At 76.5% G+C, this 20,922-nt stretch carries 1 protein-coding gene; it reads left to right on the forward strand.

Features of this window, described 5'->3' with window-relative positions; genetic code table 11:
- Positions 1 to 189 precede the first annotated feature (189 nt).
- Entirely contained in the window at positions 190 to 20,922 is a 20,733-nt protein-coding gene (locus tag ABZ948_RS28305; protein ID WP_359764111.1) for a non-ribosomal peptide synthase/polyketide synthase, read from the forward strand.

Below are 20,922 nucleotides of genomic sequence, written 5' to 3' on the forward strand. Positions count from 1 at the left end.
CCCTCACTTACATCCCCCCGCCCCGGGCGCGGCGTTCGGCCTCTCAGGCGAACGGCCCGGCTTCCGTGTGCGGGGCGGCTTCCGCGCCGCCTATAGGGGCGAGATAGGCGGCGTCGGGATCCTCCGCTCGGAGCGTCACGCCGTCATGGGCCGACGCCTTGGTCCGCACTGGTACACCGTTCTGGGAGCGTGAGTCGGTTGGCACTTTCCGAGGTTCGAGACGACGTCCGCCTGCCGGTCACCGCCGCCCAACTCGGCGTGTGGGTGGCTCAGCGGCTGGAACCGGAGAGCCCGCTCTACCAGTGCGCCGTCCACTTCGACACCGCTCCGCTCGACATCGAGGTGCTGCGCCGGTCCGTCGAGCGAGCGGTGGCCGAGACCGACACGCTGCGGTCCCGGTTCGGCGACGACGGCGAGGTGTTCCAGATCGTCCGTGCCGAGGTGGACGCCACGGTGGACCTGGTGGACCTGCGGGCCGAGACCGACCCGGAGGCCGCCGCCCGCGCCTGGATGGACCGGGACCTCGCCACCGTCGCCGACCTGGAGTCCGGTCCCCTGTTCCGGCACGCCCTGCTGGTCCTGTCGGACGAGCGGCACTTCTTCTACCTGCGCTACCACCACATCGTCCTCGACGGCTTCGGGCAGACCCGCTACCTGGACCGCCTGGCCCGCGTCTACACCGCCCTGGCCGCCGGGGAGGAACCCGCCCCGGCCCGCCGCCGCGGACTCGGCGAACTCGTGGCCGAGGAGCGCGCCTACCGGGACTCCCCGCACCACGCGAGCGACCGCGACTTCCTCCTCGCCCGTCTCGCCGGGGCCGAGGAGCGCCAGACCCTCGCCGACGGCGCGGCCGGCCCGGCCCCCCGCGCCCTGCGCCGCCACACCGACCTGCCGGGCGAGCTGACCGGCCCGCTCACCGCGGTCGGGCCGTGGCCGGCCGTGATCGCCGCCGCCACGGCCGTGTACCACCACCGGATGCTCTCCGTCGACGACGTGGTCCTGGGCATCCCGGTGGCCGCCCGTCGCACCCCGGCCGCGCTGGCCACCCCGTCGATGCTCGCCAACGACCTGCCGCTGCGCGTCACCGTCACCCCCGGCACCACCTTCGCCGAACTGGTCGGCACGGTCCGCGCCGAACTGGGCGCGCTGCTGCGGGCCCAGCGGTTCCGTCGCGAGGAACTGCACGAGGCCCGCGACCTCACCGGCACCGACGCCGCCCTGTTCGGCACCGCCGTCAACGCCATGTCCTTCGACGCCCGGGTCCGCTTCGGCGACGTGCTCGCCACTCCCCGTCAGCTGTCCAACGGGCCGGTGGCCGACCTGGCGGTGGCCACCTTCGGCGACCCCGCCGACGGCGAGGTCCGCCTGGAGATCGCGGCCAACCCCGAGCTGTACTCGGAGGACGAACTCGCGGCCCACCAGGAGCGGTTCCTCACCCTGCTCGCCTCGCTCGCCGCCGCCCCCGGCGCCCCGGTCGGCCGTGCCGAACTGCTCGACCCCGCCACCGCCGGCCGTCTGCTGCACGCCCCCAACGACACCGCGGGCCGGGTGCCCGGCGGCCTCGTCGAGCTGTTCGAGCGGCGGGCCGCCGCGCGTCCCGACGCGGTGGCGCTGTGTGCCGACGAGACGCTCACCTACGCCGAGCTGGACGCCCGCGCCAACCGGCTCGCCCGCCTCCTGGCCGCCCGCGGCGTCGGCCCGGAGCGGCTCGTCGGGGTGGCGCTGCCGCGTACCGCCGGTCTGGTCGTGACCCTCCTCGCCGTGCTCAAGACCGGCGGCGCCTACCTGCCCATCGACCCCGAACACCCCGCCGACCGGCGGGCGATGGTCCTCGAGGACGCGGGCCCCGAGCTGCTCGTCACCACCTCCGGCACCGACGTCCCGGACGGGGTGCCCACCCTGCTGCTGGACACGGTGGACTGGACGGCCGGCGACCCGGGCCCGCTCGGCCGCCCGCAGGACGGCCGGTCCACCGCGTACGTCATCTACACCTCCGGCTCCACGGGCCGTCCCAAGGGCGTCGCCCTGGAGCGGGCCGCGATGGACAACTTCCTGGCCGCGATGGCCCGCGCGGTGCCGGTCGGGCCCGAGGACCGGCTGCTCGCCGTCACCACCGTGAGCTTCGACATCGCCGTCCTGGAGATCTTCCAGCCGCTGCTGGCCGGCGCCCGCGTGGTGCTCGCCAGCCGTGACGAGGTGCTCGACCCGGACGCCCTGCGGGCCGTCGTCGAGCGCGAGGCGATCACCGTGGTCCAGGCCACCCCGAGCCTGTGGCAGCCGCTGGTCGAGACCCGCCCGGAGGTCTTCGCCGGGGTGCGCGTGCTGACCGGCGGCGAGGCCCTGCCGCAGTCCCTGGCCGGTCTGCTGGCCGAGCACGCCGCGAGCGTCACCAACATGTACGGCCCCACCGAGACCACCGTCTGGTCGATGACCGCTCCGGTCGAACGCGACGGCGGTCCCGTGCGGCTCGGCGCCCCCGTCCTCAACACCCGGGTGTACGTGCTCGACGGGGCGCTGCGCCCGGTGCCGGCCGGCTACAGCGGAGAGCTGTACATCGCCGGTGACGGCGTGGCCCGCGGCTACCGGGGCCGTCCCGGGCTGACCGCCGAGCGGTTCGTCGCCGACCCGTACGGCCCGGCCGGCACCCGGATGTACCGCACGGGCGACCTGGTGCGGGTCGAGCCGGACGGCGCCCTCACCTTCCTGTCCCGCCTGGACCACCAGGTCAAGGTGCGCGGCTTCCGCATCGAACTCGGCGACATCGAGGCGGCGTTGCTGGCCCACCCGCCGGTCGAGCGGGCCGCCGTGCTGATGCGCGAGGACCGCCCCGGCGACAAGCGCCTCGTGGCCTACGTCGTCTCCCCGCAGGGCGACTCACCGGCCCTGCGCGCCCACCTCGCCGAGCGCCTGCCCGAGTACATGGTGCCCGGCGCCGTCGTGGTCCTGGACGCGCTGCCGCTGACGCCCAACGGCAAGCTGGACCGACGCGCTCTGCCCGCGCCCGTGCGGATCTCCCTGCCCGACGGGCGGGCCCCGCGCACCGAGCTGGAGGAGCGGCTGTGCGCCCTGTACGCGGAGGTCCTCGGTCTGGACTCCGTCACCGTCGACGACGACTTCTTCACGCTCGGCGGCACCTCCCTGTCGGCCACCCGCGTCGTCTCCCGCGCCGCCCGCGAGGGCGTCACCGTCGCGATACGCGACCTGTTCCGGGCCCGCACCGTCGCCCGCCTCGCCCCCTCCTGCACGGCGGGTGAGCGCACCGGCGGCGAGGTGCCGGCCCCGGCGCTGCCCGCGCCGCTGCCGGACGACGAGCTGGCGGCGCTGTTCACCGACCCCGGGGTCGAGGACGTACTGCCGCTGACGCCGCTCCAGGAAGGCCTGGTGGTGCACAGCCTCACCGCCGGCCACGGCGACGGCGTCTACACCGTCCACATCGGGCTCGACCTGTCCGGCGAGGTGGACGCCGAGCGGCTGCGCGCCGCCCTCGGCACCGTCGTCGCCCGCCACCCGGTGCTGCGGTCGGGGATCGTCCACGACGGTGTGAGCCGGCCGGTGCTCGTGGTGCGCGGCCGGGCCGCCGTGCCGTGGCGCGTCCACGACCTGCGGGGCCGTGCGGACGACCTCGACGCGGTGCTGCGGGCCGAGGCCGCCGAGCCCTTCGACGTGGCGTCCGCGCCGCTGCTGCGCGCGGCCCTGCTGCGCCTCGACGACGGATACCGGCTCGTGGTGACCTGTCACCACCTCGTCCTCGACGGCTGGTCGGTGCCGATCCTGCTCGGCGAGACCCTGCGCGCCTACCGGGGCGGGCCGGCCGGCCCCGAGCCCCGGCCCTACCGCGACTACCTCGGCTGGCTGGCCGGCCTCGACCACGAGCGCTCCGCCGCCGTGTGGGGCGAGGCCCTCGCCGGGGTGCGTCCGACCCTGGTGGGCGGGTCCGGCGACGCCCCCGCGCGGGACGCCGTACGGCTGGAGAGCGCGCTGGACGCCGCCACCACCCGACGCCTGGAGCACACCGCGCGCGAGCTCGGCGTCACCGTCAACAGCCTGGTGCAGGCCGCCTGGTCGGTCGCGCTGCGCGAGCTGACCGGCCAGGACGACGTGGTGTTCGGCATCACCGTGGCGGGCCGCCCCGCCGAGGTGCCCGGTGTCGCCGAGATGGCCGGTCTCTTCGTCAACACCGTCCCGCTGCGGGCCCGTCCGGGCTCCGGCCGCACCCTGGCCGAGGTGGCCCGCGCGGTCCAGGACGACCAGGCCGACCTCCTCGCCCACCAGTACCTGCCGCTCGTCGAGGTGCAGCGGGCAGCCGGTGTCGCGGGCCTCTTCGACACCGTCGTCGCCTTCCAGAACTATCCGGTGGACCGGGAGGCCCTGGACGCCGTGGCCCGGGAGAGCGGCCTGGTCGCCGGTGCGGCCGACGTCACCGACGTCAACCACTACCCGCTCACCCTCACCGCCGTGCCCGGCGAGCGGCTGGCCGCCCGGCTCACCTGCCGCCCCCACCTGTTCGAGCCGGCCGCCGCGCAGGTCCTCCTCGACCGGTTCACCGACACCCTCGCCCGTCTCGCCGGTGCCCCCGGCACGCTGGTCGGCGAGCTGGTGCCCGACCGCGGGCCGGTCGTCGGGCAGGAGCGGGGCGACCTGGTCGAGCTGCGTGGCTTCCGGTTCGACCCGGCCGAGGTCGAGGCCGCGCTCGCGGCCCACCCCGACGTGGTGCGCGCCGCGGCCGTCGTCCGCGAGGACACCCCCGGCGAGCGCCGCCTCGTCGGCTACGTGGTGCCGCGCCGGGGCGCCGCCACCGACCCGTCGGACCTGCGGGACGCCGTGGCCGCGGCCCTGCCGGACTACATGGTCCCGTCCGTGCTGGTCACCCTGGACACCCTGCCGCCGGCCGCCGGCGGCGGGATCGACCGGCGCGCACTGCCCGTCCCGGTGATCTCCGGCACGGCCGTACGCGGTCCGCAGACCCCGCTCCAGGAGCTGCTGTGCGCGCTCTACGCGGAGGTGCTCGGCATGGAGTCGGTCGGGATCGACGAGGACTTCTTCGCGCTCGGCGGGGACAGCATCCTCGGCTTCCGGCTGCTCAGCCGGGCCCGCGCCCGCGGTGTCTCGTTCGGCTTCCGCGACATGTTCGAGCGGCGCACCGTGGCCGCGCTGGCCGAGGTGTGCTCCGTCCACGAGCCGGCGGCCGGGCCCCGGCGGATCACGCTGCCCGTCTCCGCCGAGGAGGCCGGGCGGCTGGCCGCCGAGCCCGGTGTGGAGGCCGTGCTGCCGCTCTCGCCGAACCAGCAGGGGCTGTTCTTCCACCACGCCTTCGACGACGCCGAGGCGGACCCGTACACCCTCCAGGTCGTCCTCGACTTCGCCGCTCCCGTGGACACGGCGCGGCTGGGCGCCGCCCTGGACCGGGTGCTCGGCCGGCACGAGGCGCTGCGCGCCTCCTTCCGCACCACGGAGGACCAGCGGTCGGTGCAGCTGGTGCACGCGGCACCGCGGGTGCCGGTGCGGGAGGTGACCCTCGCCGACGACGCCGCGTTCGACGCGCTCCTGGACGAGGACCGGGCCACCCGCTTCGACCTGGCCCGCCCGCCGCTGGTGCGGGCCACGGCGGTGCGCCGCGCCGACGGCGGCGGCACGGTCGTCCTGACCCTGCACCACATCGTGGTGGACGGCTGGTCGTTGCCGATCGTCGCGCGCGACCTGTTCACCGAGTACGGCGCCGCGGAGGCGGTGGCCGTCCCGGACGACGGGGAGCGGGCCCGCTACCGCGACCACCTGGCCTGGCTCGACGGCACCGGCACCGAGGCGTCCCTGGAGGTGTGGCGGTCCGCGCTCGCCGAGGTGACGGAGCCTTCGCGGGTGGCCACCGGGCAGGGTGCCGGGGTGGTGGAGCCGGTCCGGCAGGAGCACCTGCTGACCGTCGAGGAGACGGCCGGCCTCGCCGCCGTCGCCCGCCGGTACGGCGTCACCGTCAACACTCTGGTGCAGGCCGCCTGGGCGATGGTGCTGCGCGGTCTGACCGGCCGTGACGAGGCGCTGTTCGGCGTCACCGTGGCCGGCCGCCCGGCCGAGCTGCCGGGCGCGGGCGACCTGGTGGGCCTGTTCATCAACACCGTGCCGCTGTCGGTGCGGCTCGACCCGGGCGAGAGCCTCGGCGACCTCGCCGTGCGGCTGGGCCGGGAGCAGTCCGCGCTGCTCGACCACCACCACGTCGCGCTCGGCGACATCCAGCGCGCCCTGGGCATGGGCGAACTCTTCGACACCCTGCTCAGTTTCGAGAACTACCCGCTGGACCTGGCCGCCATCACCGCCTGCGCGCGGGACGCCGGGCTCGAACTGGCCGGTGCCCGGGTCCGCGACGGCAGCCACTTCGCCATCAGCGTCGTCGTCGAGCCCGGTGACCGGATGCGGCTGCGGGTGCGCCACCAGCCGCAGTTGGTGGACGAACAGACCGCGCTGGCCGCCGCCGCGGAGCTGCTGGCCGCGCTGCGCGCCTTCGCCTCCGCTCCCGAGCTGCCGCTCGGGCGCCTCGCCCGGGCCGGCGAGGAGGCACCGGCGGACCGCTCCCAGGGGCCGTCGGCCCCGGCGGTCACGCTGCCCGGGCTGTTCGCCGCGCAGGCGGCCCGCACCCCGGACGCGCCCGCCGTGCTGGCCGGTGGCGAGACCCTCACGTACCGCCAGCTCGACCGCCGCTCCAACGCCCTGGCCGCCGAGCTGATCGCACGCGGCGCCGGGCCCGGGCGCCTGGTCGCGGTGCTGCTGCCGCGCTCGGTGGACCTGCCGGTCGCGCTGCTCGGCGTCCTGAAGTCGGGTGCCGCCTATGTGCCGGTGGACCCGGCCTACCCGGCGGAGCGGATCGCCGTCATCCTCCAGGACAGCGCTCCGGCGCTGGCCGTCACCGCCGACCCGGACCTGGCGCCCGAGGGCCTGGCCACCGTGCGGCCCAGCGCCGCCGAGGCCGACGCGGTCGGCCGTGTCCCCCGCCCCGAGGACGCCGCGTACGTCATCTTCACCTCGGGCTCCACCGGCCGCCCCAAGGGCGTGGTGGTCGAACACCGGGCGCTGGGCGCCTACGCGGCCCGGGCCGCCGAGGCCTACCCCGACGCGGCGGGCCTCGCCCTCGCGCACACGTCGGTGTCGTTCGACCTCACCGTGACCTGCCTGTACACCCCGCTGGTCGCGGGCGGCCGGGTGCACCTGGCCGAACTCCCGGACGCGCTCGGGGCCGAACGCCCCACCTTCCTCAAGGGCACGCCCAGCCATCTGCGGCTGCTCGACACGCTGTCCGAGGAGGTGTCCCCGTCCGGCACCCTGGTGCTCGGCGGTGAGGCGCTGCGCGGTGAGATGCTCGCCGGCTGGCGGGCCGCGCACCCCGAGGCGACGGTGGTCAACGCCTACGGCCCGACCGAGGCGACCGTCAACGTCATGGAGTACCGGATCGAGCCGGGGCAGCCGCTGCCCGACGGCCCGGTCCCGATCGGCCGGCCCTTCCCGTACGCCCGGGTGCACCTGCTCGACAGCGGTCTGCGGCCGGTGCGGCCCGGTGCCCGGGGCGAGCTGTACCTCGCGGGCGAGGGCCTGGCCCGCGGTTACCTCGGCCTGCCCGGCCAGACCTCGCACCGGTTCGTGGCCGACCCGTTCGGCCCGGCCGGGAGCCGGATGTACCGCACCGGCGACCTGGCCCGGCAGCGTCCGGACGGCACCATCGAGTACCTGGGCCGGGTGGACGACCAGGTGAAGGTGCGCGGCTTCCGCATCGAGCTGGGCGAGGTGGAGGCGGCGGCCGAGGCCGTGCCCGGCGTGACGCGTGCCGCCGCGGCCGTCCGCGGCAGCGCGGGTGAGGCCCGTCTGGTCGGCTATCTGGTGGCGCCCGACGGCGTGGACACCGCCGAGGTCGAGGCGCGGATGCGCGCCGCGCTGCCCGAGTACATGGTGCCCGCCGCCTTCGTGGTCCTGGGCGAGCTGCCGCTGACGCCCAACGGCAAGGTGGACCGGGCGGCCCTGCCCGAGCCCGCCGTCACCACCGGCACCGCGACCCGTGGGGCCGGAGGCAGCCCGCTGGAGGAGCGCCTGCTCGGCCTGTTCCGCCAGGTGCTCGGCCGCGACGACGCGGGCGTCCAGGACGACTTCTTCGCCCTCGGCGGCGACAGCATCATGTCCATCCAACTGGTCGGCCGCGCCCGGGCCGCGGGACTGAAGTTCTCCGCCCGCCACGTCTTCGAACACCGCACCCCCGCCCGACTCGCCGCCGCCCTGGCCGACCAGGCCGGAGGCAGCCCGCTGGAGGAGCGCCTGCTCGGCCTGTTCCGCCAGGTGCTCGGCCGCGACGACGCGGGCGTCCAGGACGACTTCTTCGCCCTCGGCGGCGACAGCATCATGTCCATCCAGCTCGTCGGCCGCGCCCGGGCCGCAGGACTGAAGTTCTCCGCCCGCCACGTCTTCGAACACCGCACCCCCGCCCGGCTCGCCGCCGCCCTGGCCGACCAGGCCGGACCTGCGTCGGCCCCGGCGCCCCAACAGGGGTCGGACAGCGCGCCGTTGCTGCCCCTGATGCGCCGCCTGGTCACCCGCGGCGGCCGCTACGCCCAGTACCACCAGTCGGTCACCCTGACCCTGCCGCCGACCAGCCGGGCGCACTTGGCCGTCGCCCTGGGCGCCGTACTGGAGCGGCACGAGAGCCTGCGGATCCGCGTCGCGGACGCGGACGGCTTCACCGTCACGCCGGTGGGCGCGGGCGGGCCCGCGGCCCTCGCCGAGTCCCTGCTGACCCGGGTCGCCGTCCCCGGGGACGCCGGTGACGAGGAGCTCACCGCCCTCGTCGCCGAGCACACCGCCGCCGCCCGCGACAGCCTCGACCCGGCCGCCGGGCGCATGCTGCGAGCCGTCTGGTTCGACCGGGGCGCCGAGCGGGCCGGGCGACTGCTGCTCGTCGTGCACCACCTGGCCGTCGACGGCGTGTCCTGGCGGATCATCGTGCCCGACCTCGCCGCGGCCTGGGAGGCCGTCGCCGCGGGCGGCCGGCCCGACCCGGCGCCGGTGGGCACCTCCTTCGCCCACTGGGCCCGGGCGTTCACCGCACTGCCCGCCGACGACGCCGACCACTGGCGCGAACTGCTCGCCGCGGACGACCCGTTGATCGGTCCCCGCCCCCTCGACCCCGGCCTCGACCTGCGCGGCGACGCCGGACGGCTGACCCTGCGGCTGCCCGCCGACGTGACCGGCGCGGTGCTCGCGGACCTGCCCGCGGCCTTCCACGCGGGCCCGGACGACGTACTGCTGACCGCGCTCGCCGCCGCCGTGCCGCTGTGGCGCGGCGACCGGGCCGGCCTGCTGGTGGACGTCGAGAGCCACGGCCGTCACGAGGACCTGGTCCCGGGCGCCGACCTCTCCCGCACCGTCGGCTGGTTCACCGTCGCCCACCCCGTGCGCCTGGACACCCGGGAGGCCGACCCGCGCGCCGTCCTGGCGGGCGCGGACGCCGCCGGTGACGCCCTGCGCACCGTCAAGGAGCAGCTGCGCGCCACCCCGCGGCAGGGCATCGGCCACGGCCTCGCCCGCTTCGGCGACCCGCGCACAGCGCCGCTGTTCGCGGAACTCCCCGAGGCGCAGTTCGGGTTCAACTACCTGGGCCGGGTGAACCTGGCCGGCGCCCTCGCACCCGGCTGGGAACTGGCCTCCGTGGGCGCCGACGACGCCCCCGAGGTGCCCCTCTCCCACACGGTCGAGGTGAACGTCGCGGCGCACGACGGCCCCGACGGGCCGGAGCTGGTCGCCACCTGGACCTGGGCCCGCGCCCTGGTCTCCGACGCCGACGCGGCCCGCCTCGCCGACCTGTGGGACACCGCCCTGCGCGGCCTCGCCGCCCACGGCACGCGCCCGGGCGCCGGCGGGCACACCCCGTCCGACCTGCTCGTCCCGCTGGAGCAGGCGGAGATCCGGGAGCTGGAGGCGGACGGTGACGTGGCGGAGCTGCTGCCGCTCGCCCCGCTCCAGGAGGGCCTGCTCTTCCACCACCAGTACGGCGACGGCGCCGACGACCCGTACGTCTCCCAGCTCCGCGTGGAGCTGACCGGTCCCCTGGACCGCGCCCGGCTGCGCGCCGCCGCCGCCGAGGTGCAGCGCCGCCACCCCGCGCTGCGGGCCGCGTTCCGCCGCACCTCCCAGGGCACGCCCGCGCAGGTGGTGTTCCGCGACCCGCCCCTCGACTTCACCGAGGTCGAGCCGGCCGACGCGGGCGATCTCGACGCCGTGTGCGCGGCCGACCGCCGGCGCGGCTTCGACATCACCCGCCCGCCCCTGATCCGCTGGACGCTGGCCTCCCTCGGGAAGCGCCACACCCTCGTCGTCTCCGCGCACCACAGCATCCGGGACGGCTGGTCCATGCCGATCGTGATGCGCGAGCTGATGGCCCACTACCTGGGCGACCCGCTGCCCCGGGTCCGGCCGCACCGCGACCACCTGGCGTGGCTCGCCCGCCAGGACCGTGCCGCGGCGAGCGCCGCCTGGAGCCGGGCGCTGGCGGGCCTGGACGGCGGCACCCTCCTGTCCGACGGCCCCGCCCCGGCCGGGCAGGAGCCCGGCCGGCTCGACCTCGCCGTCGACGGACTCGACGCGCAGGGCGCCGCCCGCCGCCTCGGCGTCACCGTCAACACCCTCGTCCAGGCCGCCTGGCTGCTGCTGGTGGCCCGGCTCACCGGCCGGGACGACGTGGTCACCGGCGTCACCGTCAGCGGCCGTCCCGCCGACCTGCCCGGAGCGGCCGACATGGTCGGTCTCCTCATCAACACGGTGCCGCTGCGCGCGACCCTGCGCGCCGACGAGCCGGTCGGGGACTTCGCCCGGCGGCTGCAACTGGAACAGGCCCAGCTCGTGGAGCACCACCACCTCGGGCTGGTGGACATCCGGCGCCTCGCCGGGCACGGCGAACTCTTCGACACGTCCATGGTGTTCGAGAACTACCCGCTGGACGTGGCGGCCCTGACGGCGGTGGCCCGCCGCGCCGGTCTGGAGGCCGGCGAGGTCGCGCACCACGCCGTCACCCACTACACCCTCGCCATGGAGGCGAGCCCCGGCCCCGACGGCCTGCGGCTGCGGCTGCACCACCGCCCCGACGTGCTCACCGAGGAGCGGATGGGGCAGATCGCCGACCTGCTGCCCCGGCTGCTGCGCACCGTCGTCAGCGAGCCCGCGACCCCGGTCGGCCGGATCTCCGGGCACACCCCCGCCTCCCGGGCGGACCTCCTGGCGCTCGGCCACGGCCCCGAGGACGCCGCGGACCCGCGCACCTGGCCCGAGCTCTTCCTCGACCAGGCCCGGCGGACGCCCGACGCGCCGGCCCTCGTCACCGATGCGGAGACCGTCACCTTCCGCGAACTCGCCGACCGGGCCGGCGCCCTGGCCCGCGTCCTCGCGGAGGCCGGCGTGGACACCGAGAAGCGGGTGGCGATCGTGCTGCCGCGCTCGGTCGAGATGGTGGTGGCCCTGCACGCCGTCGCCCTGGCGGGCGGCGCGTTCGTGCCGGTCGACCCGGCCCACCCGGCCGAGCGGATCGCGCAGACCCTGGCCGACGCCGCGCCCGAACTGGTCCTCACCACGGCCGCGACCACACTGCCCGGGACCGGGCTCCCCCGTTTCGACCTGGACCTGCTGGACCTGTCCGGCGAGGGACTGGTCCGGCCCGTCCGCCCCGAGCAGGCGGCGTACGTCATCTACACCTCCGGCTCCACCGGCCGTCCCAAGGGTGTGGTCGTCACCCACGCGGGCATCCCCGGCCTGGCCCGGGCCCAGCGCACCGGCTTCGACGTCACCGAGGACAGCCGGGTGCTCCAGTTCGCCTCGCCGAGCTTCGACGCCTTCGTCTCCGAGGTCGCCGTCACCCTGCTCGCCGGTGCCCGCCTGGTCCTGGCCTCGCGCGAGGAGCTGCTGCCCGGTGCCCCGCTGGCGCGGACCGTCGCCGAGCACGGCGTCACCCACGCCACCCTGCCGCCGGCCGCCCTGCGCGAGCTGCGGCCCGAGGACCTGCCGACGCTGCGCAGCCTGGCGGTCGCCGGTGAGCAGTGCCCGCCGCAGGTGGCCGGACTCTGGTCGGCCGGCCGCCACATGGTCAACGCGTACGGCCCGACCGAGACGACCGTGTGCGCCACCATGAGCGCCCCGCTGTCCGGGTTCGGCGTGCCGCCCATCGGCACCGCCCTGCCGGGACTCGCGGTCCGCGTCCTCGACGCGCATCTGCAGCCCGTCCCGGTGGGTGTCGTGGGCGAGTTGTACGTGTCGGGCGCGGGCCTGGCGCGCGGCTACCTCGACCGGCCGGCGCTGACCGCCGAGCGGTTCGTCGCCGACCCGTTCGGCGCCCCGGGCGGCCGGATGTACCGCACCGGCGACCAGGTCGCCTGGCGCGAGGACGGGCAGCTCGTCTACGTCGGCCGTGCCGACCGGCAGATCAAGCTGCGCGGTTTCCGCATCGAGCCGGGCGAGATCGAGGCCGCCGTGGTGGCGGCCCCCGAGGTCGCCGCGAGCGCCGTCGTCGTCCGCGAGGACCGGCCCGGCGACCGCCGGGTGGTCGCCTACGCGGTGCCCGCCGCGGGCGCCACGGTGGTGCCGGCGGCGCTGCGGGCCCGGCTGCGCGAGGCGCTCCCGGACCACATGGTCCCGGCCGCCGTCGTCGTCCTCGACCGGCTGCCGGTCACCGTCAACGGCAAGCTGGACCAGGCCGCGCTGCCCGCACCGCGCTACGACTCCGGCGCCGGGCGCGGGGCCGCGAGCCCCGCGGAGGAGCTGCTCGCCGGGGTCTTCGCCGAGGTGCTCGGCGTGGACCGGGTCGGCGTGGACGACTCCTTCTTCGACCTCGGGGGCCACTCGCTGCTCGCCATGCGCCTGGTCGCCCGGGTCCGCGCCGTGCTCGGCGCGGAACTCGGGGTCCGCGAGGTGTTCGAGACGCCCACCGTCCGGGAGCTCGCCCGGCTCGCCGCCGGCGGGCCGCGCCCCGCCGGCGCCGCCCCCGGCGACCTGCCCCGCCCGGACCGGCTGCCGCTGTCCTACGCGCAGCAGCGCCAGTGGTTCCTCGACCGCTTCGACGGCACGGACACCGCGTACCACATCCCGATGGCGCTGCGTCTGACCGGCGTGCTCGACGAGGCGGCGCTCGCCGCCGCCCTCGACGACCTCGCGGCCCGCCACGAGAGCCTGCGCACGCTGATCGCCGAGGACGAGGAGGGCCCCTACCAGCGGATCGTCTCCAACGGCCTGCCGTTCGAGCGCGCCGAGGTCGGTGCCGAGGAGCTGGACGGCGCCCTGCGCGCGGCCATCGCCCGCCCCTTCGACCTGACGGCCGAAGCTCCCGTGCGGGCCCGGCTGTTCACGGTCGGCGCCGAGGAGCACGTGCTGCTCGTCGTGGTCCACCACATCGCCGCGGACGGCGCCTCCGTGCCGGTGCTCGCCCGCGACCTCGTCGCCGGCTACCGCGCCCGCCTCGCCGGCGGGACGCCCGAACGCCCGGGCGACGTGCCGCAGTACGCGGACTTCGCGCTGTGGCAGCGCTCGGTGCTCGGCGCGGAGGACGACCCGGACTCCGTGCTCGGCCGGCAGCTCGACCACTGGCGCACGACGCTGGCGGGGCTGCCGGAGGAGCTGACGCTGCCCACCGACCGGCCCCGCCCGGCCGCGGGACCGCACCGCGCGGGACGCCACCGCCTGGCGATCCCCGCCGGCCTGCACGGCGACCTGGCCCGGACGGCGCGCGAGCTGAAGGCCACCCCGTTCATGGTGGTGCAGGCCGCGCTGGCGGCCCTGCTGTCCCGGCTCGGCGCCGGCACCGACATCCCGATCGGCTCCCCCGTCGCGGGCCGCTCCCACGAGGCCCTGGCCGACGTGGTGGGTCTGTTCGCCAACACCCTGGTGCTGCGCACCGACGTGTCCGGCGACCCGAGCTTCGCCGAACTGGTGGGCCGGGTACGGGAGACGGACCTGGCCGCCTTCGCCCACCAGGACGTGCCGTTCGAGCGTCTGGTGGAGGCCCTGCGCCCGGAGCGCTCCGCCGCCCGGCACCCGCTGTTCCAGGTGGTCGTCGAATGGGGCGACGACGAGACCAGCGCCCTGAACGCCCTGGAGGAGCTGCCGGACCTCGCCGTCGAGCCGCTCCACCTGACCATGGACACGGCCAAGTTCGATCTGGTCCTGCACCTGCGCCCGCAGTACACCGACGAGGGCGCCCCCGCGGGCATCACCGTGGACCTGGAGTACAGCGCCGACCTGTTCGACGCGCCGACCGCGGCGAGCCTGGGCGAGCGCCTCGTCCGGCTGCTCGGCGCCGCCCTCGCCGAACCGGCCCGGCCGGTGACCGACCTGGACGTCCTGGCCGAGGACGAGCGGCGGCTGCTGCTGACCGACTGGGCGCACACCCCGGCCGAGCCGTACCGGCCGATCGACGCCGGTGACACGATCGTGCGCCGCTTCGAGGCGGCCGCCGCAGCCCGGCCCGGCGCCGTCGCCGTCACCGGTGAGGACGAGCGGGGCCGGGAGGTCTCCCTGACGTACGCGGAGCTCGACGCCCGGGCGAACCGGCTCGCCGCGCTGCTGCGCGAACACGGCGCCGGACCCGAGCGGTTCGTGGCGCTCGCCCTGCCCCGGGTGCCCGACCTCGTGGTGGCCGTCCTCGCCGTCCTCAAGTCCGGCGCCGGCTACCTGCCGGTCGACCCGGCCTACCCGGCCGAGCGCGTGGCCCTGCTGCTGGGCGACACCCGGCCGGTGGTCACCGTCGGCACCCGGGCCACCGTGGCGGCCCTCGGCGGCGACGACACCTGGCTGGCCCTGGACGACGAGGGCGTCGTCGCCGACCTCGCCGGACGGGATCCCGCCGCCCCGGCGCCGACCGCGGCGGCCGACCACGCGGCGTACGTCATCTACACCTCCGGCTCCACCGGCACCCCCAAGGGCGTGGTGGTCACCCACCGGAACGTGCTGCGCCTCTTCGACGCCACCGACCACTGGTTCGGCTTCGGCGCCGAGGACGTCTGGACCCTCTTCCACTCGTACGCCTTCGACTTCTCGGTGTGGGAGCTGTGGGGCCCGCTGCTGCACGGCGGCCGGCTCGTGGTGGTCCCGCACGCCGTCAGCCGGGAGCCCGCCGCCTTCCTGGAGCTCCTCGGGCGGGAGCGGGTCACCGTCCTCAACCAGACCCCGTCCGCCTTCCACGAGCTGATCCGCGCCGACGAGGAGGCGGGCGGCGCCGACCTCGCGCTGCGCTACGTCGTCTTCGGCGGCGAGGCCCTCGACCCGGCCCGCCTGCTGCCCTGGTACGAGCGGCACGCCGACGACAGCCCGGTCCTGGTCAACATGTACGGGATCACCGAGACCACCGTGCACGTCACCCACCGCGCGCTGACCGCGGGCGAGGTGCGTGCCGGGGTGGTCGGCGCCATCGGCGTCGGCATCCCCGACCTCGGCGTGCACGTCCTGGACGAGCGGCTGCGGCCGGTTCCGCCCGGCGTCGTCGGCGAGATGTACGTCTCGGGTGCGGGCGTGGCCCGCGGCTACGCCCACCGGCCCGGGCTGACCTCCGGCCGCTTCGTCGCCGACCCGTTCGGCGCCCCGGGCACCCGGATGTACCGCTCCGGTGACCTGGCCCGGCGCCGCCACGACGGCTCCCTGGAGTACCTGGGCCGGGCCGACGCGCAGGTCAAGGTGCGCGGCTTCCGCATCGAGCCCGGCGAGATCGAGTCGGTGCTGCTGGCGCTGGAGCCGGTGGCCCAGGCCGCCGTCGTGGTCCGCGAGGACAGCCCCGGCGACCGGCGCCTGGTGGCGTACGTCGTCACCGGCTCCGCGGCGGGCCAGGTCACCGGGGCCGCCCTGCGCGAGGCGGCCGCCGAGGCGCTGCCGACGCACATGGTGCCCTCGGCGGTGGTCGTCCTGGACCGGCTGCCGCTGACCGTCAACGGCAAGCTCGACCGCAAGGCGCTGCCCGCCCCTCAGGCCGCCGTCCGCGCCGCGGGCCGTGCCCCCTCGGGCCCGGCCGAGGAACTCCTCGTGGACGCCTTCGCCGAGGTGCTCGGCGTGGACCGGGTCGGCGTGGACGACTCCTTCTTCGACCTCGGCGGGCACTCGCTGCTCGCGATGCGCCTGGTCACCCGCGTGCGGGCGGCGCTGGGCGCGGAGCTCGGGGTGCGCGACCTGTTCGAGTCCCCGACCCCGGCCGCCCTGGCCCGGCGCGCCGCCGGCGTCGCGGGCACCGGCAGGGCCGCGCTGACCGCGCGGCCGCGCCCGGAGCGGGTCCCGCTCTCGCACGCGCAGCAGCGCCTGTGGCTGCTCGACCGGCTCAGCGACCTGGACGCCGCCTACAACATCCCGATCGCCCTGCGGCTGACCGGCGCCCTGGACGCCGACCGGCTGCGGGAGGCGCTCGGCGACGTGGTGGCCCGGCACGAGAGCCTGCGCACCCTGGTCGACGACCGGGGCGGCGAGGGTGCCGACGCCTGGCTGCGGGTGCTGCCCGAGGCCCGGGTCGACCTGCCGGTGGTGCGGGTGCGCGCGGAGGACCTCGACGAGCGGATCGCCGCCGGTGCCGCCGCCGGCTTCGACCTCACGGCCGACGTCCCCGTCCGGGCCCGGCTGTTCGAGGTCGGCCCCGAGGAGCACGTGCTGCTCGTCGTGGTGCACCACATCGCGGGCGACGGCACCTCCATGCCCGTGCTCGCCAGGGACCTGGCCGCCGCCTACGCGGCCCGCCTCGACGGCACGGCCCCCGACTGGGAGCCGCTGCCCGTCCAGTACGCCGACTACGCCCTGTGGCAGCGCGAGCTGCTGGGCGACGGCGCCGACGGCGCGGGCGACGGCGACCGCGGCGAGACGGCGCGGCAGCTCGGCTTCTGGGCAAAGGCGCTGAGCGGACTGCCGGAGGAGCTCACGCTGCCGGTGGACCGGCCGCGCCCGGCGGTCGGACCGCACCGTGCGGGGCGGCACACCTTCGCCGTGCCGCGGGAGCTGTACGAGCGGGTGGGCCGGGTGGCCCGCGAGCTGAAGGCCACCCCGTTCATGGTGGTGCAGGCGGCACTCGCGGCCCTGCTGTCCCGGCTCGGCGCGGGCACCGACGTCCCGCTCGGCTCGCCCGTGGTCTCCCGCCCCGACGAGGCCCTCGCCGACGTGGTCGGCTTCTTCGTCAACACCCTGGTGCTGCGCACCGACGTGTCCGGCGACCCGAGCTTCGCGGAACTGGTCGGCCGGGTGCGCGAGTTCGACCTGGCGGCCTTCGCCCACCAGGACGTGCCGTTCGAGCGTCTGGTGGAGGCGCTGCGCCCCGAGCGCTCCGCCGCCCGCCACCCGCTGTTCCAGGTGGCGCTCAGCCTGGACAGCGCCGGCGGTACCGCCCTGGCCGAGGTCGCCGGGATGCCCGGTCTCACGGTCGAGCCGCGCCCGGTGGCGCCCTCCGTCGCCAAGTTCGACCTCACCTTCACCCTGACCGAACGGATCGGCGACCACGGCGGGCCGGCCGACTGGAGCGGTTCCGTCGAGTACAGCGCCGACATGTTCGACGCCGGCACGGTGAGCCTGATGGCCCGCCGCCTGGTGCGGCTCCTGGACGTCCTGACCGACCGGCCCGACGCCCCGGTCTCCGCCCACGACGTGCTGGTGGACGGGGAGCGCGAGCACATTCTCGGCAGCTGGCTGGAGAACGCCGCCCCGGTGGCCCCGGCGAGCCTGCCCGAGGCGATCTCGCGCCGGGCGGCCGAGCACCCGGACGCGCCCGCCGTCACCTTCGCCGGCACCACCCTCACGTACGCCGAACTGGACGCGCGGGCCAACCGGTTCGCGCACGCCCTGCTGGCCCGGGGCGTCACCCCCGAGGCGCGGATCGGCGTCCTGATGGAGCGCTCGGCGGCGCTGGCCGTCACCCTGCTCGGCATCGTCAAGGCGGGCTGCGCCTACGTGCCGCTCAGCCCGGCCAACCCCGACGAGCGCCTGGTGTGGCTCCTCGACCAGGTGCAGGCGCCGCTCCTCGTCGTCGACGAGGCGTGCCGGCGACGGGCCGAAGGCCTGGACGTCCGGGCCGGGCTGGTGCACGCCGGGGCGGACCTCTCGGCGCTGCCCGCCGGGGCACCCGACGTGCCGGTGGCCCCGGAGCAGCTCGCGTACCTGATGTTCACCTCCGGCTCCAGCGGCCTGCCCAAGGGCGTCGCCATCTGCCACGGGGACATCGTCCAGCTCGCCGCCGACCGCTGCTGGGACGGCGTCACCGACCGGGTGCCGCTGCACTCCCCGCACGCCTGGGACGCCGCCGTCCTGGAGTTGTGGGTGCCGCTGCTGCGCGGCGGCGAGGTCCTCGTGGCCCCGCCCGGCGACCTGGACGTCACGGACCTGAGGGCACTGATCGCGGACTCCGGGATCACCTCGCTGTTCCTGACCGCCGGTCTCTTCCGGGTGCTCGCCCAGGAGATCCCGGAGGCGTTCGCCGCCGTGCGCCAGGTCGCCACCGGCGGTGACGTGGTCTCCGGGGCGGCCGTGCGCCGCGTCCTGGAGCACGCCCCCGGCCTGCGGGTCGTCAACGCCTACGGGCCCACCGAGGTCACCGTGATGGCGCTGTCCCACCGCGTCGACCCGGACGCGCTCGACCCCCGCTCGCACAGCGTCCCGATCGGCCGCTCCCTGGACGCCATGCGCCACTACATCCTGGACGACGCGCTGCGGCCGGTGCCGCCGGGCGTCACCGGCGAGCTGTACGCGGCCGGTTCGGGTCTGGCCCGCTGCTACTGGAACCGCCCGGACCTCACCTCCGACCGGTTCGTCGCCGACCCGTACGGTCCGCCCGGCACCCGGATGTACCGCACGGGCGACCTGGCCCGCTGGACGGCGGACGGCCTGGTCGAGTTCGCCGGGCGTGCCGACGAGCAGGTCAAGCTGCGCGGCTTCCGCATCGAGCTCGGCGAGATCGAGTCGGCGCTCGCCGCGGGGCCCGGCGTGACCGCCTGCGCGGTGATCGTCCGCGAGGACCGGCCGGGCGACAAGCGCCTGGTCGCCTACACCGTGGCGGGCGACGGCTACGACCGGGCCGCGCTCGGCGCCCACCTGGGCCGCACCCTGCCCGACTACATGGTGCCCGCGGCGATCGTCGAGCTGACCGAGCTGCCGCTCACCGCCATCGGCAAGCTCGACCGCAGGGCGCTGCCCGCCCCCGAGTTCGGCAGCGCCGGCGGCCGGTCCGCCGCGAACGCCGAAGAGGAGGTGCTGGTCCGGCTGTTCGCCCAGGTCCTCGGCCTGCCCGAGGACTCCGTCGACGCCGACAGCGCGTTCTTCGACCTCGGCGGCGACAGCATCATGGCCATCCAGCTGGTCAGCGCCGCCCGCCGGGAGGGCCTCGCGATCACGGGGGCCGACGTCTTCACCCACCGGACGGTGGCCGAACTGGCCCGGGCCGCCGCGGCGGCCGGGGAGCCCGAGGAGGCCGAACCGGACGAGGCCGTCGGCGCACTGCCCGCCTGGCCGATGCTGCACTGGCTGGCCGAGCGGCGCGTCCCGGTCGACCGGTTCAACCAGACCACCGTGCTGCGCGCGCCCGCCGAACTCGACCTGGACCGGCTGCACGCCCTGGTCGGGGCGCTGCTCGCCCGCCACGACAGCCTCCGCCTGAAGGTGGCCGTCGACGACCCGGGCGACGCCGCGACCTGGACCGTCGAGGTCCCCGAGCCGGACGCCGTGCGGGCCGAGGACCGGGTGCTCCGGGTGGCCGCCGCCGACCTCGGTGAGGCCGAACTCACCGAAGCGGTGCGCGCCCACGGCGAGGCCGCCGTCGGCCGGCTGTCCCCGCGCGACGGGGCCATGGTGGAGATCGTCTGGTTCGACCGGGGAGAGCGGCCCGGCCTGCTCGTGGTGGCCGTCAACCACCTGGCCATCGACGGGGTGTCCTGGCGCATCCTGCTGCCCGACCTGTTCCGGGCGTGGGCCGACGTGCGGGCGGGCCGCTCGCCCGACCTCGGCGCCGGCGGCACCTCACTGCGCCGCTGGGCCGAGCGGGCCGCGGAACGCGCCACGGCGCCGCGCACCCTGGCCGAACTCGACCACTGGACCGGCACGTTGCGGCGCGGACCCGGCCGGCTGGGCTCACGCCCGCTGGACCCGGCGGTGGACGTGCTCGCCGGCGCGCGGCGGCTGCGCCGCACCCTGCCGGCCCGGGCCACCGGGCACCTGCTGACCACGGCCCCGGCCGTGTTCGGCGCGGGCGTGGACGACGTCCTGCTCGCGGGCCTCGCCCTGGCCGAGGCCCGCAGGCGCCGCGACGCCGACGCCCGCGTCCTGGTCGACGTGGAGAGCCACGGCCGCGAACGCGACGGCGCCTCGGACCTGTCGCGCACCACCGGCTGGTTCACCGCGCTGTACCCGGTGCTCCTGGACACCGCCGGTGTCGACCTCGACGAGGCGTTCGCGGGCGGCCACGCCGCCGGCACCGTCCTCAAGCACGTCAAGGAGCAGCTGCGGGCCGTGCCGTCGGAAGGCCTGGGCTACGGGCTGCTGCGCTACCTCAACCCGGAGACCGCCGCGGCCTTCGAGGGGCTCGGCAGCGCCGACATCGGCTTCAACTACCTGGGCCGGTTCGTTCCCGGCGAGACCGGCGACTGGTCGGTGGCCTCCGACGCCCCGCGCCCCGAGGGCGAGGACCCGGCGACCCCGCTGGCCCACGCCGTCGAGATCACCGCGTACGTCGAGGAGAGCGCGGACGGGCCGCGCCTCGGGGCGACGTGGACCTGGGCCCCCTCGGTGCTCACCGAGGACGAGATCGGCGCGCTCGCCGACGGCTGGTTCGAGGCGCTGACCGCTCTGGTGGAGCACGCCCAGCGGCCCGACGCGGGCGGCCTGACCCCCACGGACGTGGGGCTTATAGAGATCACACAGAGCGAGATTGAAGAGTTCGAGGACGAACTGGCCTCGGACTGGGAGATTTGA

This window comes from Streptomyces olindensis, from assembly GCF_040645895.1.
Taxonomy (GTDB): domain Bacteria; phylum Actinomycetota; class Actinomycetes; order Streptomycetales; family Streptomycetaceae; genus Streptomyces; species Streptomyces olindensis.